16 protein-coding genes and 2 pseudogenes are annotated in these 16319 nt (G+C 56.5%); 10 read left to right on the top strand and 8 right to left on the bottom strand.

Translation table 11 applies throughout. The features are described 5' to 3' along the window. Positions 1–4 precede the first annotated feature (4 nt). A complete protein-coding gene (locus BM029_RS12925) occupies positions 5–1543 on the top strand; it encodes a DHA2 family efflux MFS transporter permease subunit (RefSeq protein ID WP_092436612.1) in 1539 nt (512 codons plus the stop codon). Between the two features lie 80 nt (positions 1544–1623). Then, positions 1624–1839 (top strand): hypothetical protein, encoded by a 216-nt coding sequence (locus BM029_RS12930; RefSeq protein WP_092436614.1) that lies wholly within the window; start codon positions 1624–1626, stop codon positions 1837–1839. A gap of 49 nt (positions 1840–1888) precedes the next feature. Here the strand turns inward: BM029_RS12930 and BM029_RS12935 are convergent, their stop codons facing one another. From BM029_RS12935 to dkgB, 4 genes are all read right to left on the bottom strand, one after another. Further along, positions 1889–2791: an alpha/beta fold hydrolase gene (locus tag BM029_RS12935; protein ID WP_092436615.1), complete on the bottom strand. Its 903-nt coding sequence runs from the start codon at positions 2789–2791 to the stop codon at positions 1889–1891. A 52-nt stretch (positions 2792–2843) separates the two neighbouring features. Then, positions 2844–3869, bottom strand: a complete 1026-nt coding sequence (locus BM029_RS12940; RefSeq protein WP_092436640.1) for a patatin-like phospholipase family protein — start codon at positions 3867–3869, stop codon at positions 2844–2846. Between the two features lie 171 nt (positions 3870–4040). Continuing rightward, positions 4041–5051 (bottom strand): aldo/keto reductase, encoded by a 1011-nt coding sequence (locus BM029_RS12945; RefSeq protein WP_092436617.1) that lies wholly within the window; start codon positions 5049–5051, stop codon positions 4041–4043. Positions 5052–5112: 61 nt separating this feature from the next. Then, on the bottom strand, positions 5113–5931 hold the full coding sequence (dkgB, locus tag BM029_RS12950) for a 2,5-didehydrogluconate reductase DkgB (RefSeq protein ID WP_092436618.1): 819 nt from the start codon (positions 5929–5931) through the stop codon (positions 5113–5115). Between the two features lie 414 nt (positions 5932–6345). Between dkgB and BM029_RS12955 the strand changes: the two genes are divergently transcribed. The 5 genes from BM029_RS12955 to BM029_RS12975 all read left to right on the top strand — a co-directional run bounded on the left by BM029_RS12955 (position 6346) and on the right by BM029_RS12975 (position 11687). Further along, positions 6346–8580 (top strand): TonB-dependent receptor, encoded by a 2235-nt coding sequence (locus BM029_RS12955; RefSeq protein WP_170851067.1) that lies wholly within the window; start codon positions 6346–6348, stop codon positions 8578–8580. A 30-nt stretch (positions 8581–8610) separates the two neighbouring features. Further along, positions 8611–9297, top strand: coding sequence for a Fe2+-dependent dioxygenase (locus BM029_RS12960; RefSeq protein ID WP_092436621.1), 687 nt, complete (start codon positions 8611–8613; stop codon positions 9295–9297). A 259-nt stretch (positions 9298–9556) separates the two neighbouring features. Continuing rightward, the gene (locus tag BM029_RS12965; protein WP_244545032.1) at positions 9557–10144 is read left to right on the top strand and encodes a 2OG-Fe(II) oxygenase; all 588 of its coding nucleotides are present in this window, start codon (positions 9557–9559) and stop codon (positions 10142–10144) included. Between the two features lie 175 nt (positions 10145–10319). Beyond that, on the top strand, positions 10320–11090 hold the full coding sequence (locus BM029_RS12970) for a slipin family protein (protein WP_170851068.1): 771 nt from the start codon (positions 10320–10322) through the stop codon (positions 11088–11090). Positions 11091–11192: 102 nt separating this feature from the next. Continuing rightward, positions 11193–11687 carry a DinB family protein gene (locus BM029_RS12975; protein ID WP_092436624.1) on the top strand — a complete coding sequence of 165 codons (495 nt, stop codon included), beginning with the start codon at positions 11193–11195 and terminating at the stop codon, positions 11685–11687. Positions 11688–11722: 35 nt separating this feature from the next. On the opposite strand, the gene BM029_RS12980 is transcribed toward BM029_RS12975, so the two are convergent. Beyond that, on the bottom strand, positions 11723–12610 hold the full coding sequence (locus BM029_RS12980) for an alpha/beta fold hydrolase (protein WP_092436626.1): 888 nt from the start codon (positions 12608–12610) through the stop codon (positions 11723–11725). Positions 12611–12731: 121 nt separating this feature from the next. Here BM029_RS12980 and BM029_RS12985 point away from each other — a divergent pair, with 121 nt between their 5' ends. Genes BM029_RS12985 through BM029_RS12995 form a run of 3 tightly spaced genes read left to right on the top strand, consistent with a single transcriptional unit; the run spans position 12732 to position 14370 of the window. Beyond that, entirely contained in the window at positions 12732–13184 is a 453-nt protein-coding gene (locus BM029_RS12985; RefSeq protein ID WP_092436644.1) for a hypothetical protein, read from the top strand. Positions 13185–13218: 34 nt separating this feature from the next. Further along, a complete protein-coding gene (locus BM029_RS12990) occupies positions 13219–13824 on the top strand; it encodes a pyridoxamine 5'-phosphate oxidase family protein (RefSeq protein WP_092436627.1) in 606 nt (201 codons plus the stop codon). A gap of 21 nt (positions 13825–13845) precedes the next feature. Continuing rightward, a complete protein-coding gene (locus BM029_RS12995; RefSeq protein ID WP_092436629.1) occupies positions 13846–14370 on the top strand; it encodes a DUF1697 domain-containing protein in 525 nt (174 codons plus the stop codon). 184 nt (positions 14371–14554) lie between these two features. Here BM029_RS12995 and BM029_RS13000 read toward each other — a convergent pair whose 3' ends face one another. From BM029_RS13000 to BM029_RS13010, 3 genes and pseudogenes are all read right to left on the bottom strand, one after another. After that, the gene (locus BM029_RS13000) at positions 14555–14962 is read right to left on the bottom strand and encodes an SRPBCC family protein (RefSeq protein WP_092436631.1); all 408 of its coding nucleotides are present in this window, start codon (positions 14960–14962) and stop codon (positions 14555–14557) included. A 186-nt stretch (positions 14963–15148) separates the two neighbouring features. Further along, a pseudogene (locus BM029_RS13005) lies at positions 15149–15808 on the bottom strand (group II intron maturase-specific domain-containing protein); the annotation flags it as partial. Then, positions 15771–16319 (bottom strand): annotated as a pseudogene (locus BM029_RS13010) (recombinase family protein); the annotation flags it as partial. The pseudogenes BM029_RS13010 and BM029_RS13005, both read right to left, overlap by 38 nt.

Raw genomic sequence — 16319 nt, forward strand, 5'->3', positions numbered from 1 at the left:
GATCATGTCTTCCTCACATTCAGAGCTACCGATCAAGCCCCTGGCCGGTGCGCAACTGATCGGCGCCGGCCTGCTGCTGGCCGCCGCCAATTTTATTGCAGTACTCGACACCACCATCGCCAATGTCTCGGTGTCGACCATCTCAGGCGCGCTCGGCGCATCGTCCAGCCAGGGCACCTACGTGATTACCTCGTATGCTGTGGCGGAAGCGATTACCGTGCCGCTCACGGGCTGGCTCGCCAATCGCTTCGGTGCGGTGCGGGTATTCATCACCTCGATGGTCATGTTCGGCATCTTCTCGGCCCTGTGCGGCCTGGCCAATTCGCTGGGCTTGCTGATCGCCTTCCGCGTGCTGCAAGGACTGGCCGGCGGACCGTTGATTCCGTTGTCGCAGACTTTGCTGTTGCGCGTCTTCCCCAAGGAAAAAGCACCGACGGCGGTCGGCTTGTGGGCCATGACGACCTTGATTGCGCCGATTGCCGGCCCGATACTTGGCGGCGTGCTGTGCGACCAGTACAGCTGGCCCTATATTTTCTACATCAATGTCCCGGTAGCGCTGCTGTGCGGTTATCTGGGCTGGAAGATGTTCAAGCCCTACGAATCGTCGCTGGTAAAAGTACCCATCGATAAAGTCGGCCTGGGGCTGATGATAGTCTGGGTCGCCGCCTTGCAGCTGATGCTGGACCAGGGCAAGGAAAAAGACTGGTTCGCCTCGCCTCTAATCGTCGCGCTGGCGCTGATTGCCGCGATCGGCTTCATTGCCTTCCTCATCTGGGAATTGACCGAGCGCAATCCGGTGGTCGACCTGCGCGTGTTCCGGCACCGCGGCTATTCGGCTAGCGTAATCACCATCTGCCTGGCGTTCGGCGCGTTCTTCGGCGCCACCGTGCTGACCCCGCTGTGGCTGCAGGGCTATATGGGATATACCGCCACCCACTCCGGCCAGACCACCGCCCTGAGCGGCATCCTGGCGGTCCTGACCGCGCCCTTTGTCGCAAAATTGTCGACCAAGGTAGATCCGCGCAAGCTGGTATGCATCGGCGTACTATGGCTGGGAACGGTGACTTTAATGCGCAGTTTCAATACCACCGACATGACTACTTTCCAGATCGGCTGGCCCCTGCTGCTGCAAGGGATCGGCATGCCGCTGTTCTTCGTGCCTTTGACCGGACTAGCGTTGAGCAGCGTCGATTTCTCAGAGACGGCTTCGGCGGCCGGCCTGATGAGTTTTTGCCGCACCATGTCCGGCGCCATCGCCACTTCGCTGGTGAATACCGGCTGGGAAAACAAGGCGATTTATTATCATTCCGAACTGGCGAGCCTGGTCGACCAGGCCGGCGACGCCAGCAATTCGCTGATCCAGTCCGGCATGAGCATCGACCAGGCCCGCGCCAGCATCGAGCAGACCTTGCAGTCGCAAAGCATCATGCTGTCGACTAATCATATTTTTGTGTTGGCGGCATTTTCATTCTTGCTGGCGGCAACCGCCGTGTGGTTCGCACCCAAGCCGAAACGCGTTGCCGACACTTCGGCGGCGCACTGATCGGAAACAGGAAATTGAAGGAACTATTGCATAAGCTTCTGTCGAAAATTTGATATTGATCTGCGTATCAGGAGGTGCATATGTTTGAGAACGAGCTTGAGAACGAGCTAGAGAAACAGCCAGAAAAACAAATGGACGACGCCACTGCAGGCGACATGAGCGAACTAGACGAAATTGAATATCACCTGACCGTGGTCGAATTCGATATCCTCTGGAATCGCCGGACAACGCCGCACGAACAATCTCGCATGGAAAGCATGATCAGGCTGATCAATGCTTTTGAAGATAGTCACTAAGCTGCTCATGTTGTTTCAGCGTGGCTTGATTGCTACCGCAAAAATACAGTCAGTCAGGCCGATTGTGCTCGGACGTCTCTAGCAGGAACTGTTCAATCAAACCCGCCAGCGCCTGCGGCTGGTCATGATGCAGCATGTGTCCGGCATCCGCGATGACCGCACTCCTGGCCTTTGGCAGCTGTGCGATACGACTGTCGATCTGGTCGCGCATCACTTCCTTGCCGCCCATCCACTGCCACATGTTGGTATGTTCCGCCTCGATACATAGCACCGGCGCCGTGGTGGCGCGCCAGCAGGCCAGCATCTCCTCCACTCTCGGCAACACCGGATTGATGATTTTATGAGCGGGATCGGCCAGGATTTCCCATCGTCCCAAATCATTCTGGCGCGACCAGTTCGCAGCCAGGAATGCCGCGCGCTGATCGCTTAAACGTGGATTGGTTTTCTGCAAGCGCGCGGCCACTGCGGCCAGGTCCGGATAACTCTGCAAGGCAGCCGCTTCGGCCAGCTGATCCAGCCATTTGGCATAACGCTTCGGCGCCAGTTCGGCTGGCAGATGTTCGCCGCCGAATCCCTCCAGGTTGATCAGCGCCTTGATCCGTTGCGGCCGGGTGCCCGCATACAGCCCTACCGCGTAGCCGCCCATGCTGTGTCCGAGCAAATTGACCGGCGCATCGGCTGAATAGTGCTGCAAGATGATATCGAGGTCGGCCAGGTAATCGGGAAACCAGTAACTGTCCACCGGCGGCCCCTCGGTCAGGCCAAAACCGCGCCAGTCCGGTGCGATCACATGCCAGTCGTGCTGCAGGCAATCGACCACGAATTGAAATGAGGCGGATACGTCCATCCAGCCGTGCATCATGAAAATTTTCGGAGCGCCGGCACGACCCCAATGACGTATGTGATAACGCTGACCGCGCAGCGGAAGGAATTCAGAACGGGATACTTTCATTTGCATGTGTGCACACTAACCTGGAAATTTAAGCAAAGAATTGAGCAATAAATTAAGCTAAAAACTGCTCGAGATTGAAATTGGATTGTGGTTCGGCGCCGGAAAATTTCTCCGTCAGCCAGTATTCGGCGCGTGTACGGCCGGCGTCGCGCAAGGCATGGATGAAAGACGCTTTGGTATTCAGCTTGCTGGCAACGCTCAGCTGGCTCATCAGCGCATCCGAATCGATCACATGGATGCGCAATTCCTTGAGCCGCTCATGCATTTTGCCACGCGCCTCGGGATCGGCCTCGGTTTCGCGCTTGGCCAACGCCAACCCGCCCAGTTCGGTAAAAAAAGTGGAGCTGAAACTGATCTCGCTCAAGCGTTGGCCGATTTCGTCGGTGCCGGTGGGAGTCAGCGGACGGCGAAAAGGATGCAGCAACACCGCCAGGATATCGGGCGAATTACACAAATGCAGTAAAGGAAAGATCGGCGGATTAGCCGTCAGACCGCCATCCCAATAGGCCTCGCCGTCGATCTCGACCGCGTGGTGCATCGATGGCAGGCAGGCCGAAGCCAGCAAAGCATCTTGCGTCAGATCGCTATTCCGAAATATGCGCAAGCGGCCGGTGCTGACCTGGGTTGCAGCGATGAACAGCTTGACTTTACCCTCTGCACGCAAACGCTCGAAATCAATCTGCTTGCTAAGGATATCGCGCAAAGGGTTCAGATCAAACGGGTTGAGTTGATACGGTGAAAACATCCTGGTCACCGAAAACATGTGTTTCAGCAACGCCGACGAAGTCGCCTGCGCGGCGATCCCGGCCTCGCTCAGTGCGTCCGGCCGCATGAAACTATAGAGATCCCTGGTGCTGACGCTATCCCAGAAATCCGCCAGCGCCTGCCGCGCGCCGTCGCGGCCGCCGATGGCCAAGCCGTAACTCAGCGCCACCGCGTTCATGGCGCCGGCGCTGGCGCCGCTGATGCCCTCGATCTCGATCCTGGGATCTTCCAGCAGGCGGTCCAGGGCGCCCCAGGTAAACGCGCCGTGAGAACCGCCGCCCTGCAATGCCAAAGTCATTATCTTGTTTTGCATGAGAATCATCCCTGAAGATTGCTATCGATTGAAATCAGATCTGTCTCCGCATTCTAAGCTGATGACGAGGTGCAGCCATACGCTTCTTTTCCCCCTAATTTACCAATCTTTGGCCCGACGCGTTTGCTGAACACGAATCAGGCGCAATCGATTGAGATGCTTTATGGCAAGTCACTCATTTTGCAACGGCGTTGGCACCGGTGCATTGGCCGCGACCAAACCTTGTTTGCGCAGCGCCAACCAGAACTCGGCAGGAATATGCGCTTCCGCCAACGCCAGGTTCTCTGCTATGCGTTCAGGCCGGCTGGCGCCCGGGATCACCGCCGCGACCGCCGGATGGGCCAGCGAAAACTGCAATGCCGCAGCCTTGAGGTCGATATCGAATTGCGTGGCGACAATCTGGAGCTGCCGGACCCGCTCTGTCATTTCCGGCATAGCCTTCTGATATTCGAAATGCGCGCCGCCAGCCAGGATACCGGAGTTGTAAGGCCCACCGACAACAATCCCGGCGCCGCGTTGTTGGCAGGCTGGCATCAGTTGCTCCAACGCATGCTGGTGGTCGAGCAAAGTGTAGCGTCCTGCCAGCAGGAAACCATCGGGATCGGCTTGCTGCAAGGCCAGCACGCAAGGTTCAACCCGATTCACCCCCAAACCCCAGCCCTTGATCACGCCCTCCTCGCGTAAACGCGTCAATACCTTTGCTGCGCCATTGATGGCGACATCGAACACTTCGCGCCAGTTTTCACCATGGAAATCCTGGGCGATGTCGTGAATCCAGACATAGTCGATGCGGTCGGTGCGCAAGCGCTTCAGGCTATCTTCAATCGAACGCAGGGTGCCGTCGGCGGAATAGTCGTAGATGACCTTGTTCGGCAAGCCATGTACGAACAAACCGCCCTTCTCGCCCATATCGCGGGTGCGGGTGTCTTCAACCTCATCCAGGATCAAACGCCCGACCTTGGTGCTCAACACATATTCATCGCGAGGGTGCGTGGCCAATGCTTCGCCCAGGCGCAATTCCGCCAGGCCTGCACCGTAAAAGGGCGCGGCGTCGAAATAGCGTATGCCGTTCTGCCACGCAGCTTCTACCGTATCCAGCGCTTCCTGAGGCGGAATATCGCGAAACATGTTGCCCAAGGGAGCGGTGCCGAATCCTACTTTGCCGGGTAAATTGATACGCATGGTATTTCCTTGAATAGATTAAACAGTTACTGTTTTTGCGACGTTGGCGATGTTTGTGACATCAATCCCAAACCGGCGCCAGACCGTCCGGATTGGCCAGCCGCTCGTTACGCTCCAGACCGGCGATCTGCGCCATGTCCTCAGCCGACAGCACGATGCCCTGCAGCTTGAGGTTGCTTTCCAGATTGGCACGCTTGGTGGACGATGGAATCACCGCGAAGCCTTGCTGCAGCGCCCATGCCAGGGCGATCTGCGCCGGATTTACCTGATGCCGTTCGGCAATGCGCGCAATCACCGGTTCCTGCATCACCTTGCCATAGGCTAGCGGCATATAAGCCGTGATATGGATACCGTGGCTGCGGGCAAACTCCACCACCTTGCGGTTCTGCAAGAACGGATGAATCTCAACCTGCTGGGTCGCAATCTCCGCCGCACCGACAGCCGCGATGGCTTGGGTCAACTGGGCGTTGGTGAAATTGGATACGCCGATCAGCTTGGTCAATCCCGCCGCCTTGGCTTCGGCCAGCGCCGCCATGTAATCCGCGACCGGGATTGCATCGTTTGGCGACGGCCAGTGGATCAGCGTCAGATCCAGCTGCTCCAGCCGCAACTTGCGCAGGCTTTCCTTCAAGCTGGGAATCAGCTTATCGTGCGCCAGGTTGTCGATCCAGATCTTGGTGGTAACGAACAACTCATCGCGCGCCGTACCATGTTCCGCGCTTTCTGCAATCGCTTGCCCGACCTCTGCTTCGTTGCCGTAGATCTGCGCGGTATCGATATGACGATAACCGACCTCGATGCCGGTGCGGACCGAGTCGATCACCACTTGGTCCTTCAAGCGGAAGGTGCCGAGGCCGATGTTAGGGATGCTGATAGTCATGGATATCCTTTGGGTTGAATGGGAACCGATTAATGGAAGAAATGGAAGATAAGACGAAAGACGTACTATGCACGCATACTTTGTTGCGAAAAATACATACATCGTCAAATGATATTTGCCGCCACATCAATAATCACCTGCTTGATTTGGCCAAAAATGGAAACAATAGGAAATATGACAAGCTGTTGCTTATCAGTCGTTTTTTATAATTCCCCTACTAGTTCAACTATTAATTCACATTGAATCTCATTTATAATCGCCTCCACCAATTAAATCTAAATAAGAATCGATTACATAATCACTCTCATTTACAATGCTATACATAGCAGCCAGCAAAACGGGTTCATACGCCGCGGTAGCCAGCCAAAAATTCTGCTTCCTCATCGAAGCCAAACCTTTTTGACAACTAAAACAATGAACCGCCTTAACCCGATTGCCGCTGCCCTGGTCGCAGTGTTCGCCGCTCCCCTGCCTTTGTACGCGCAACAAGCCCCTACCCCTAAAGCCGACGCCGCACCAGCGATGCTGCAGGAAGTGACTGTAGAAGGCAGCCGCGGCGATTTCAACGCCAATGGCACCTCTCTCACCAAACTGTCGGCCGACTTGCATGACGTGCCGCAATCGGTGGTTGTGGTGAACAAGGCGCTGATGCAATCGCAAGGCGCGAGTTCGCTGGCGGACGCTCTGCGCAACGTTGCCGGCATTACGTTGGGTGGCGCAGAAGGCGGCCAAATCGGCAACAACATTAATTTGAACGGTTTTTCCGCTCGCACCGATATCTACCTGGACGGCTTCCGCGATCGCGGCCAGTACTATCGCGACACGTTCGCCATCGATCAGGTCGAAGTGCTGATGGGGCCGTCATCGATGCTGTTCGGCCGCGGCTCTACCGGCGGCGTGATCAACCAGGTAACCAAAAAAGCCAATCTGAATGCGTCGACGGAAGTCTCGGCATCGGCTACCACCAATGGCCTGGTCCGCACCACCGCCGACTATAATCGTCCGCTGTCGGATACTTCCGCACTGCGCCTCTCGGCAATGGCGCAAAATGGCAAGGCCACTACGCGCGACCAGACCGACGTCCAGGATTTCGGCCTGGCCGGCTCTTATGTATTCGGCATCGGCACCCCGACTGAAATTACCTTGTCGGCCCTGGTGCAGCACAATCACGACATGCCGGATTACGGCCTGCCGCCGCTCAACGGCCATCCTGCTCCTGTCGACCGCAATACCGCCTACGGCCTCAACAGCGACCACACCAACCAGGATGTTGCTGCGCTGAACGCCACGGTCAGGCACAAGATCACGCCGGACGTCGTGTTGCGCAACCAGACGCAATTCAACTATGTCCGCACCAGTGCAGTGGAAACCGCGCCCAACACCATTGGCACCGTTTCCGCCGCCGGCTTTACCGCGCTGACGCCGTCAGCCATCAGCGCACTGCCGTTGAGCAGTTTGTACGTGCGCGGTCAAAGCCATGACCGCGACATTCGCGATTATTCGATTTTCAACCAGACCGAACTGTCGGCCAGTCTCAGCACCGGCAGCATCAAGCATGAACTGCTGGTGGGCCTTGAACTCGGCCATGACGGTTACGACAACCAAGGCTACTACCGCAACGGCAGCTGCAACGGCGTGGCACTGAATGCAGCCTCGACGGTAGCCGGTTACAACGACTGCGTACCGCTGGTCAATCCGGGCTATAGCACCGCCGGCAGCAATGTCGCCAGCCAGGCCGGCAACCGTGCCGGCGGCTCCGCCAACACGATTGCCACCTACGTCAACGACACGGTGACGCTGACGCCTGAATTCAAACTGGTCGGCGGCCTGCGCTTCGACAGATACATAGCCAGCATCACCAATTCGCTGAATTCGACCACTGCGCCTGCGGCCGCCAAAAACACCGCCCTCGCCTCTGCCCGGCAGACGGTCAACTTCACCAGCGTACGCGCGGGCGGCATCTGGCAACCAAGCGCCGCGCAGTCTTACTACCTGTCCTACGGCACCTCGTTCAACCCTTCGCTGGAACAGTTGACCGGCACCACCGGCCAGCAAAACCTCGATCCGGAAAAGAACCGTTCCTACGAACTGGGCGGCAAATGGGATCTGCTCAACGGCAAGCTGTCGCTCAACTCGGCCATCTTCCAGATCACGAAAGAGAACGCGCGCAGCCAGATCACCACCGGCGTGTATGAGCTGGATGGCACAGTCAGGGTCAATGGCGCACGCGCCGGCGCCGTCGGCAGCATCACCAAGGATTGGCAAGTGGCGCTTGGCTATACCTACCTGGACGCCAAGGTGATCCAGTCTTCCGGACTCGACGGCACGCTGGGCAAAATCCCGGTCAACACGCCGAAGAATACGCTGACCACCTGGTCCACCTACAAGGTTGCGCCGCACTGGGAAGTCGGCGGCGGCGCCACTTACATGTCGCAACGCTACGCCAACCCTACCAACACCGTGCAGGTCGGCGGCTATACGCGTTGGGATGCAACGGTGGCTTATACCCAGCCGAAATACGATATACGCTTGAATTTGTTCAACCTGACCAACAAGATGTATTACGATTCGTTGATCCAGTCCGACGGCGGACGTGCGGTGCCGGGCAACGGCCGCACCGCCATGCTGTCGGCCAACTATCGCTTTTAATCGGGGACGCCTAGTCTTGAAGATTAACTTATGCTGATTGCCATTCCTGAAGTGCTCAACGCACAGCAGCTCGACGCTGTGCGCAACTTGCTAGACCAGGCCGGACCGGCGTGGGTCGACGGCCGCGTCACGGCGGGCTACCAGGGAGCGGCGCTCAAGTTCAATCAGCAGATCGACGAACGCTCCGAAGTGGCGTTTCAATGCCAGCAGATCATTCTGGAGGTATTGGAGCGCCACCCGCGCTTTATCAGCGCAGCGCTGCCGAATACGGTCTATCCGCCGATGTTCAACCGCTACGGCGAAGGCATGACCTTCGGTGCCCACGTCGACGGCAGCGTGCGGATCCATCCGTATGACGGCCGCAAGCTGCGTACCGACATCTCTGCCACCCTGTTCTTGTCGGACCCGGCTTCATACGACGGTGGCGAGTTGCAGATTGAAGACAGCTATGGCATGCACTCGGTAAAACTGGCAGCTGGCGATATGGTGATTTATCCGGCTACCAGCTTGCATCAGGTGACGCCGATCACACGCGGTGTTCGCACCGCCTGTTTCTTCTGGGTACAGAGCCTGGTGCGTGACGACGCGCAACGCAGCATGCTGTTCGACATGGATAACGCTATCCAGAAACTGAACCAGACCAACGCCGACGAACAAGCGCGGCGCACCTTGATCGGCTGTTATCACAACCTGATGCGGCAATGGAGCGAGACCTGAAGGTCACCTGAAACTCGTCTGACGCTGCAGCAAGCATTAATCTGCCGCGGTGTTACACTGATTCGTTAGCATCACGATTCGCTTGCGCGAACTGCTGATGGCGGCATCGTTGAAACAACACTCCTGGCGCCACTTTCGGCACCACTCCTGGATTATTGACGATTTGCAGTTAATGCACGTTTTCCAGCAAAGAGTGGTTGTGATGTCTCCGGAGTTCCCAGTTTCAGCCGAGTACCTCAGTGAGCCGCTGCAGCCGCATTTGGCCGATGATTTGGCCGAACATGGCTGGTCACAGCAAAACATTTTCCTGCCGGAGCAACTGACGCTGGAGCTGGCCGCCGAATGCCGTTTGCTGGCAGCCAGCGGCGCCCTGAATGCTGCCAGCGTAGGTCGCGGGACGGCGCAGGCAATACGGACCGATATCCGCGGCGACCAGATTCTCTGGCTTAAAGCCGGACAATCGCCGGCGTGCGACAGCTATCTGCTCATCATGGAGAACCTGCGCATAGCGCTCAACCGCGAGCTGTTCCTGGGATTGGTGGAGTATGAAAGCCACTTTGCCCTTTACGCGCCAGGTGCCTCCTACCAGCCCCACCTGGACCGTTTCCGCGACGATGACTGCCGTACGGTGTCGGTCATCATCTATCTCAATCACGACTGGCTGCCGGAACAAGGCGGCGCCTTGCGTCTGCATCCGCAAGGCGAATGCGCGCAGGATATTTCACCTCTAGGTAGCCGGCTGGTGCTGTTCCTGTCGGCTGACATGCTGCACGAAGTACTGCCGGCGACACGCGACCGCCTGTCTCTTGCCGGCTGGTTCAGACGACGGCCCGCTTTAGATAATTAGTTGCAAATTAAGAAACTCCAATCCAGCGCAGGCCGATGTGCCCGGGGTGTGCTCAGCATGTCCATGTCGCGCACGGTGACCTATACTGTTTATATGACTTGCCAGTTGTGAACCAACGTATCCGGTTGCCGGGCAACCAGCGCAAGGTCATCCTCGACAAGGAAGGAGGCACAAAATGCCCTGGAATTTCGCCTGGTTCGGACTGGTCGCCTGCGTTTTCGTATTGATCATCCTGCTGAATGCGGCAGTGTACATTTTTCGGGAATATGAACGTTGCGTGGTCTTCACCCTGGGACGGTTTTCCGGCGTCAGAGGGCCGGGGCTGGTGCTGCTGATTCCAGCCATTCAGCAACTGGTCAGGGTGGATTTGCGGACCGTCGTACTGGAAGTGCCGACGCAGGATGTGATCTCGCGCGACAACGTCTCGGTGCGGGTTAATGCGGTGGTTTATTTCCGTGTCATCGATCCCAAGAAAGCCATCGTCGAAGTCGCCAATTTTTTCAATGCAACCAGTCAGTTGTCGCAAACCATGTTGCGCTCAGTGCTGGGCAAACATCAGCTGGACGACATGCTGGCCGAGCGCGAAAAGTTGAATCTGGCCATTCAACAGGCGCTCGATGCGCAAACCGACTCCTGGGGCATCAAGGTTTCCAACGTTGAAATCAAGCAGGTAGACCTGACTGAATCGATGATACGCGCGATCGCACGGCAAGCTGAAGCGGAGCGTGAACGGCGCGCCAAGGTGATCCATGCCGAGGGCGAGCTGCAAGCATCTGAAAAGCTCTACCAGGCAGCTCACGTATTGGCGCAGGAACCGCAAGCAATCCTGCTGCGCTACCTGGAAACGCTGACAGTGATTGGCGCCGACAAGAACACCACGGTCGTATTTCCACTGCCGATGGATCTGCTGTCCTCATTCCTGGGAGATAAAAGGAAGACGCCGTAGCAGGATTAAAACCGGCAGTCCTACAACGCTTTTTTGGGCGCTGCCATATAATTGGCTCTCCAAAAATCCTCGTCTCCCGGCGCGCCAGGAATACCTTCAATCATGCATCCAATCACGATCGACACCCTCGCCGCTTTTCCGCTGCAGCTAGAAGCGCATTTTGCCGCCATTCCTACCGAATTCCGGCACTGGGCGCCAGCCTCCTGGGATGGCGTCCCGAGTGAACCGTTCACCGCCATCGAGCAGATTTGCCACGTGCGCGACATCGAGATCGACGGCTATCAACTGCGCTTCAGACGCACGCTTGATGAAATCAATCCACTGCTGGTGTCGATCGATAGCGACGCCCTTGCCAGCGAGCGCGGTTACGCTGCCACCAATCCTGGCGCGGCCTTCGCGGCATTTCGCATAGCGCGGGCCAAAACGGTTGAACTGCTGTCGGGCTTGAATCAAGAACAGTTCAAGCGTAGCGCCGAATTTGAAGGTTATGGCCCTGTCACGCTACGCGGCCTGGTGCACTATCTGTGCAGCCACGACCAGCAACACCTGGCGGGTTTGCAGTGGTTACTTGGAAAAATACAGACTGCTCACCTTTAATTCCCTATACCCTATTCCCTATATCCGCTGCATCTTCACGCCACATCCAATATTGCGGCGGCAAAATCCTGCGGCGCCTCCTGTGGCAGATTATGCCCCGCAACCGGAATCACCCGGCGCCGATAAGGCCCGGTAAAAAATTTGCCGCGCTTCTCGGAGCCGCCTTTCAAACTGACACCATCACCCGCACCGTCCAGCACCACGGTAGGCACACTGATCGACGGTTGCGCAGCCAGCAGCAACTCCGTTCCCTCAAGCGCCGGATCACCAGGCGCCAACCCAAAACGATGGCGATAGGAATGAATGACGACGTCAACGAAATCAGGGTTATCGAAAGAGACCGCGCTGCGCCGGTAAGTCGCTTCATCGAAATGCCAGTTGGGCGACCACAGGCGCCATAGCAGTTTGCAAAACTCATAGCGATTTTGTTGCAGCCCGGCCCGGCCACGCTCACCGTGGAAATAGTATTGATACCAGTAGCGCAATTCGTTTTCCGGCGTCTGCGGGTTTACCGATGCGGCAATATCCTGGATATTGTAACCGTCCAGGGACACCAGGCCACGCGCACGTTCCGGCCACAGGGCGGCCACGATGCAGGCGGCGCGGCCGCCCCAGTCATAACCCGCCAGCACCGCATCAGGAATCGCCAAAGCATCCATCAATGCCAGCAAGTCATGGGCGAGCGCCGCTTGCTGGCCGGAACGCGGTGTGTCGGCAGACAGAAATCGCGTCGGCCCGAAGCCGCGCAAATAGGGTGTAATGACGCGGCAACCCGCTGCGACCAGCACTGGTGTCACGTCATCGTAAGCATGGATATCATAAGGAAAACCGTGCAGCAGCAAGACCGTAGGGCCGTTGGCAGCGCCGTTCCCGCTCTCTTCGTAGGCAACATTCAGAACACCGGCATCGACTTGCTTTAACATGGCACTCCTCCGATTTATTTGCGCCGTGAACAGATCAGTCTACCCATGAATCACGATCGATGTAACCGCCCTGGCGACAACGCCGCGTCAGATCCAGCGTCATTTGGTGTATCCTTTCTGGATGAACAGCGAAACCGACATCCAACTCAGCGGGCCATTTAGCGTTACCGACGCAACTGGCCGTAGTCATAACATTAATGCAATTCGTATCTTCGACGAAGGCTATGGAATCATCGACGTCTATATCGACTTCGCCGCGGCGATCGGTAAAGACCGTCTGTATGAAGACAAGGTGCTGATCGCCCAGATACTGGCCCAGTTGCGCAAGATCGGTTATGTCGGCCCGGACTTCGGCCACGGCGATCTTGGTTTGCAAGATGACAAACTGATCGTGCTGGAAGCTCCGGAAGAATTCAACGCATTCGCGGCAAGCAAAGGCTGGAAAAACCTGGCTGACGAATTTGCCGAGGATGACTACGCGGACGAAAGCTACGCAGACGACGCCGACAACAGCAACGAGCAGGCTGCATCAATCTCAAAACTTGACGCCCTCAAGAATAAATTCAAATCCTGATTTTTATTAAAAACGTCATATCGACCTCGACAACATGCTTACCAATATCGAGCAACTCGAAGAAATTTACGGCAAACCGCATAAACGCTCATTATGGAAAGAAATAGATTTCCTGAATGAAGACTACCAGGACTTTGTCAAAGCCTCGCCATTTGTCGTATTCGCTTCCAGCGGCCCTGGAGGTATGGATTGCTCCCCCAAAGGAGACACTCCAGGATTCGTAAAAATTCTGGATGAGCGCACGCTGGCAGTTCCCGACCGTCCCGGCAACAATCGCATCGACACCCTGCGCAACATCATTGCCGATCCGCGCATCGGGCTATTGTTCATCATACCCGGCATCGGCGAAACCTTGCGCGTTAACGGCCGCGCCGAGATTTCCGCAGAGCCGGCGCTGCTTGAACAATTCGCAGTGGATGGCAAGCTTCCCCGTACCGTAATCATCGTCAAGATAGACGCAACTTACTTCCACTGTTCAAAAGCCTTGGTGCGCTCGAAACTATGGGACCCTGCCCAGCAAATTGAACGCGCCAGCTTTCCGAGTCCGGGCGCCATCCTGAAACGTTTGAGTATCGGCGGTTTTGACGCCGACACCTACGACCGTGATTTGCCGGAACGCGTAAAGGCGACTCTCTATTAATCAATTACCGCAACGACAGCTATGACAGTTTACGTGGCCCTTTTGCGCGCAATCAATGTCGGCGGGACCGGCATATTGCCGATGACGGAACTGGCCGCCCTATGCAGCGGATTGGGCTTCAACCATGTTCGCACCTATATCCAAAGCGGTAACGTGATCTTCGACAGCCCACTGGGCAAAGATGCCGTGCACCAGGCGCTGGAACAGGCGTTGAGCAAAAAGATGGGCAACCCGGTCGATGTCATGCTGCGCACTACCGCGGAGTTGGGCGCCATACTGAAAGCCAATCCATTCCCTGCAGCGGAGCCATCGAAAGTCTCGGTGTGTTTTTGCAACGGCAACCTGCCCAAGGGCTGGCTTGAACTGCTACGCATCCCCGGCAGCGAGGAAGTTCAGCCAGGAAAAAAAGAAATCTATATTCACTATCCCGAAGGCATGGGTAAATCAAAACTGAAGCTGCCGTCGTCAACCGGCGCCGCTACCGCGCGCAATATCAACACGGTAACCAAGCTGCTCGCGCTGGCCGCTGCGCCACCCCTTACGTAAGGTTCTTCACGGATTACCGATAAACAACGGTAAAAACAGAAAGAAAGTAGGGTGGGCACGAATGCCCACGCGTTACCTCGATAGCCGGAGTGCGAACGTAAGCGTTACCGAAACAGGCGTCTGCCACGAGTGAATTCCGCGTGGGCATTCATGCCCACCCTACCGGCTGAAGGCAGGACAATACTTACTTAAGCTCCGCGAGCTTTTTCAGCGCCCCCAGCACTTCGGGGAAATCCGCAGTCACCATCGGCCCGAAATCGGCCGCAGCCGGTCCGGTAATCTCCGTGCTGTAGATGACCTTGCTGCCGCCGGAAGCCAGCGGCACGATCTTGTGATGCACCAATACACGGGTGCCGTCTATGATCGTCTCGTCGGTAAAACCCTGGTTCTCCCTGACGTCGATCAAGGTGGTGGTAAACACCTCCTCGCCGGGAGGTTGCATCGAGAACGTGGCACCAATCGCAAATGCGCCGTGGATCTCGATGTTATCAATCCCCTGGTTCCACTTTTTCCAGCCCTCCACGTCCGAAAAAAGCTTCCAGATCTGCGCGGGCGTAGCTGTTGTTTCAATGCTATCTTCGTGAGTCCACATGATGTTGTCCTTGTCTAAGGAAGCATGGATTGCGTGACGTTAATTGAACCGTTAATTCAAACGTTAATTTAGCATGACTACAGAACAGACTAACAGGTGATCGGCATAGGGGGCAGCCGTAAAGGCTGCACCCCTGCCACACCACCCGGCATGCGGGTCCGCACCGGGCGGTTCGAGTAGTTGAGGTTATGAGAGTCGAGGCATGCCAAGACGGTCAAAGTAGGCAATTGTCAGCACGTTGTTCAGTGCAAAACGACTGTTGCGCCACCAGCGATGGCTATTTGCCGCCACCAGTCGAGCTACCTTGGCCGACGCCCCTAGAGCCAGCAGTTCCCTATGCATCGTCGTGCCACGCTTCCAATGCTTGAGCTGAATCGCCCTGAGCCGATGGCGTATCCATTCGTCCAGCTCGCGCCAGACTCTTGGCGTTTGCGCCAACCCAAAGTAGGCTTTCCATCCCAGCAAGTAACGCCGTAGCGGCACGATCAACTCGGTCATGCTGCGCCCGCATGAGCGACGGGTCAGTTCCCGTATCCGCTGCTTGAACGTTGCCTGCGCTTTATACGATATTGCCCGTTTGATCTCGTCTTTCCGAGCCAGCCACAGCTCATAGCCCAGAAATTTTCGACCAAACGCGCTAGCAACCGCACTTTTCGATATGTTGATCGTCAAATGCAACTTGTCGTACAGGCGCTTAAGCAATGCCATCACCCGCTCGCCAGCTTTCCGGCTGCGCACATAAATGTTGCAGTCATCGGCATAACGGGCAAAGCGATGTCCTCTGCGTTCAAGTGCACGATCCACCTCGTCAAGCAACACATTGGCCAGTAGTGGTGACAGAACGCCGCTTACAATGTTGCATACTTTTTACTCCATCGTTTGATTCATTCGAATTTTCGCTGGCGAGCGCCCCCGGCTGCGGGTCGATCCTGAACACAACGACGATTTCATCCTTATGGATTTCGACGCGCTTGACCAGACCCAACACGATCTTGCGCTTCGTTTCAAGATCAATCGTATCAAGTTTTTCGGTCACGGCGCTCGCAAATTCCTCGAGTCGGCTTATGACCAGAAACAGCTCGCTTTGCACCGCCCCTTGCTGCCTGGACTCAAAGATCTGCTGGTCAATCTGCTCAAGCCGATTCTTCAACTGCTGCATCTTCGGTTCGAAGTCGGTCTTATCGATGATACCGTCTGCATAGCTGTCGATCAGCCGGGATTTACCTTTTTCCAACTGCAGCCGCTGCTTTTCAAGGTTGCTCGTGTCAAAGCCACGCTTCTCATTGCGCTCCATCATATCCAGTCGACGCTCATATTCGCTCTTCAGTCGTTCCGGATGCCTAAGCAATTCCACGAC

It is taken from the genome of Collimonas sp. OK607 (assembly GCF_900111995.1).
GTDB lineage: Bacteria > Pseudomonadota > Gammaproteobacteria > Burkholderiales > Burkholderiaceae_D > Collimonas.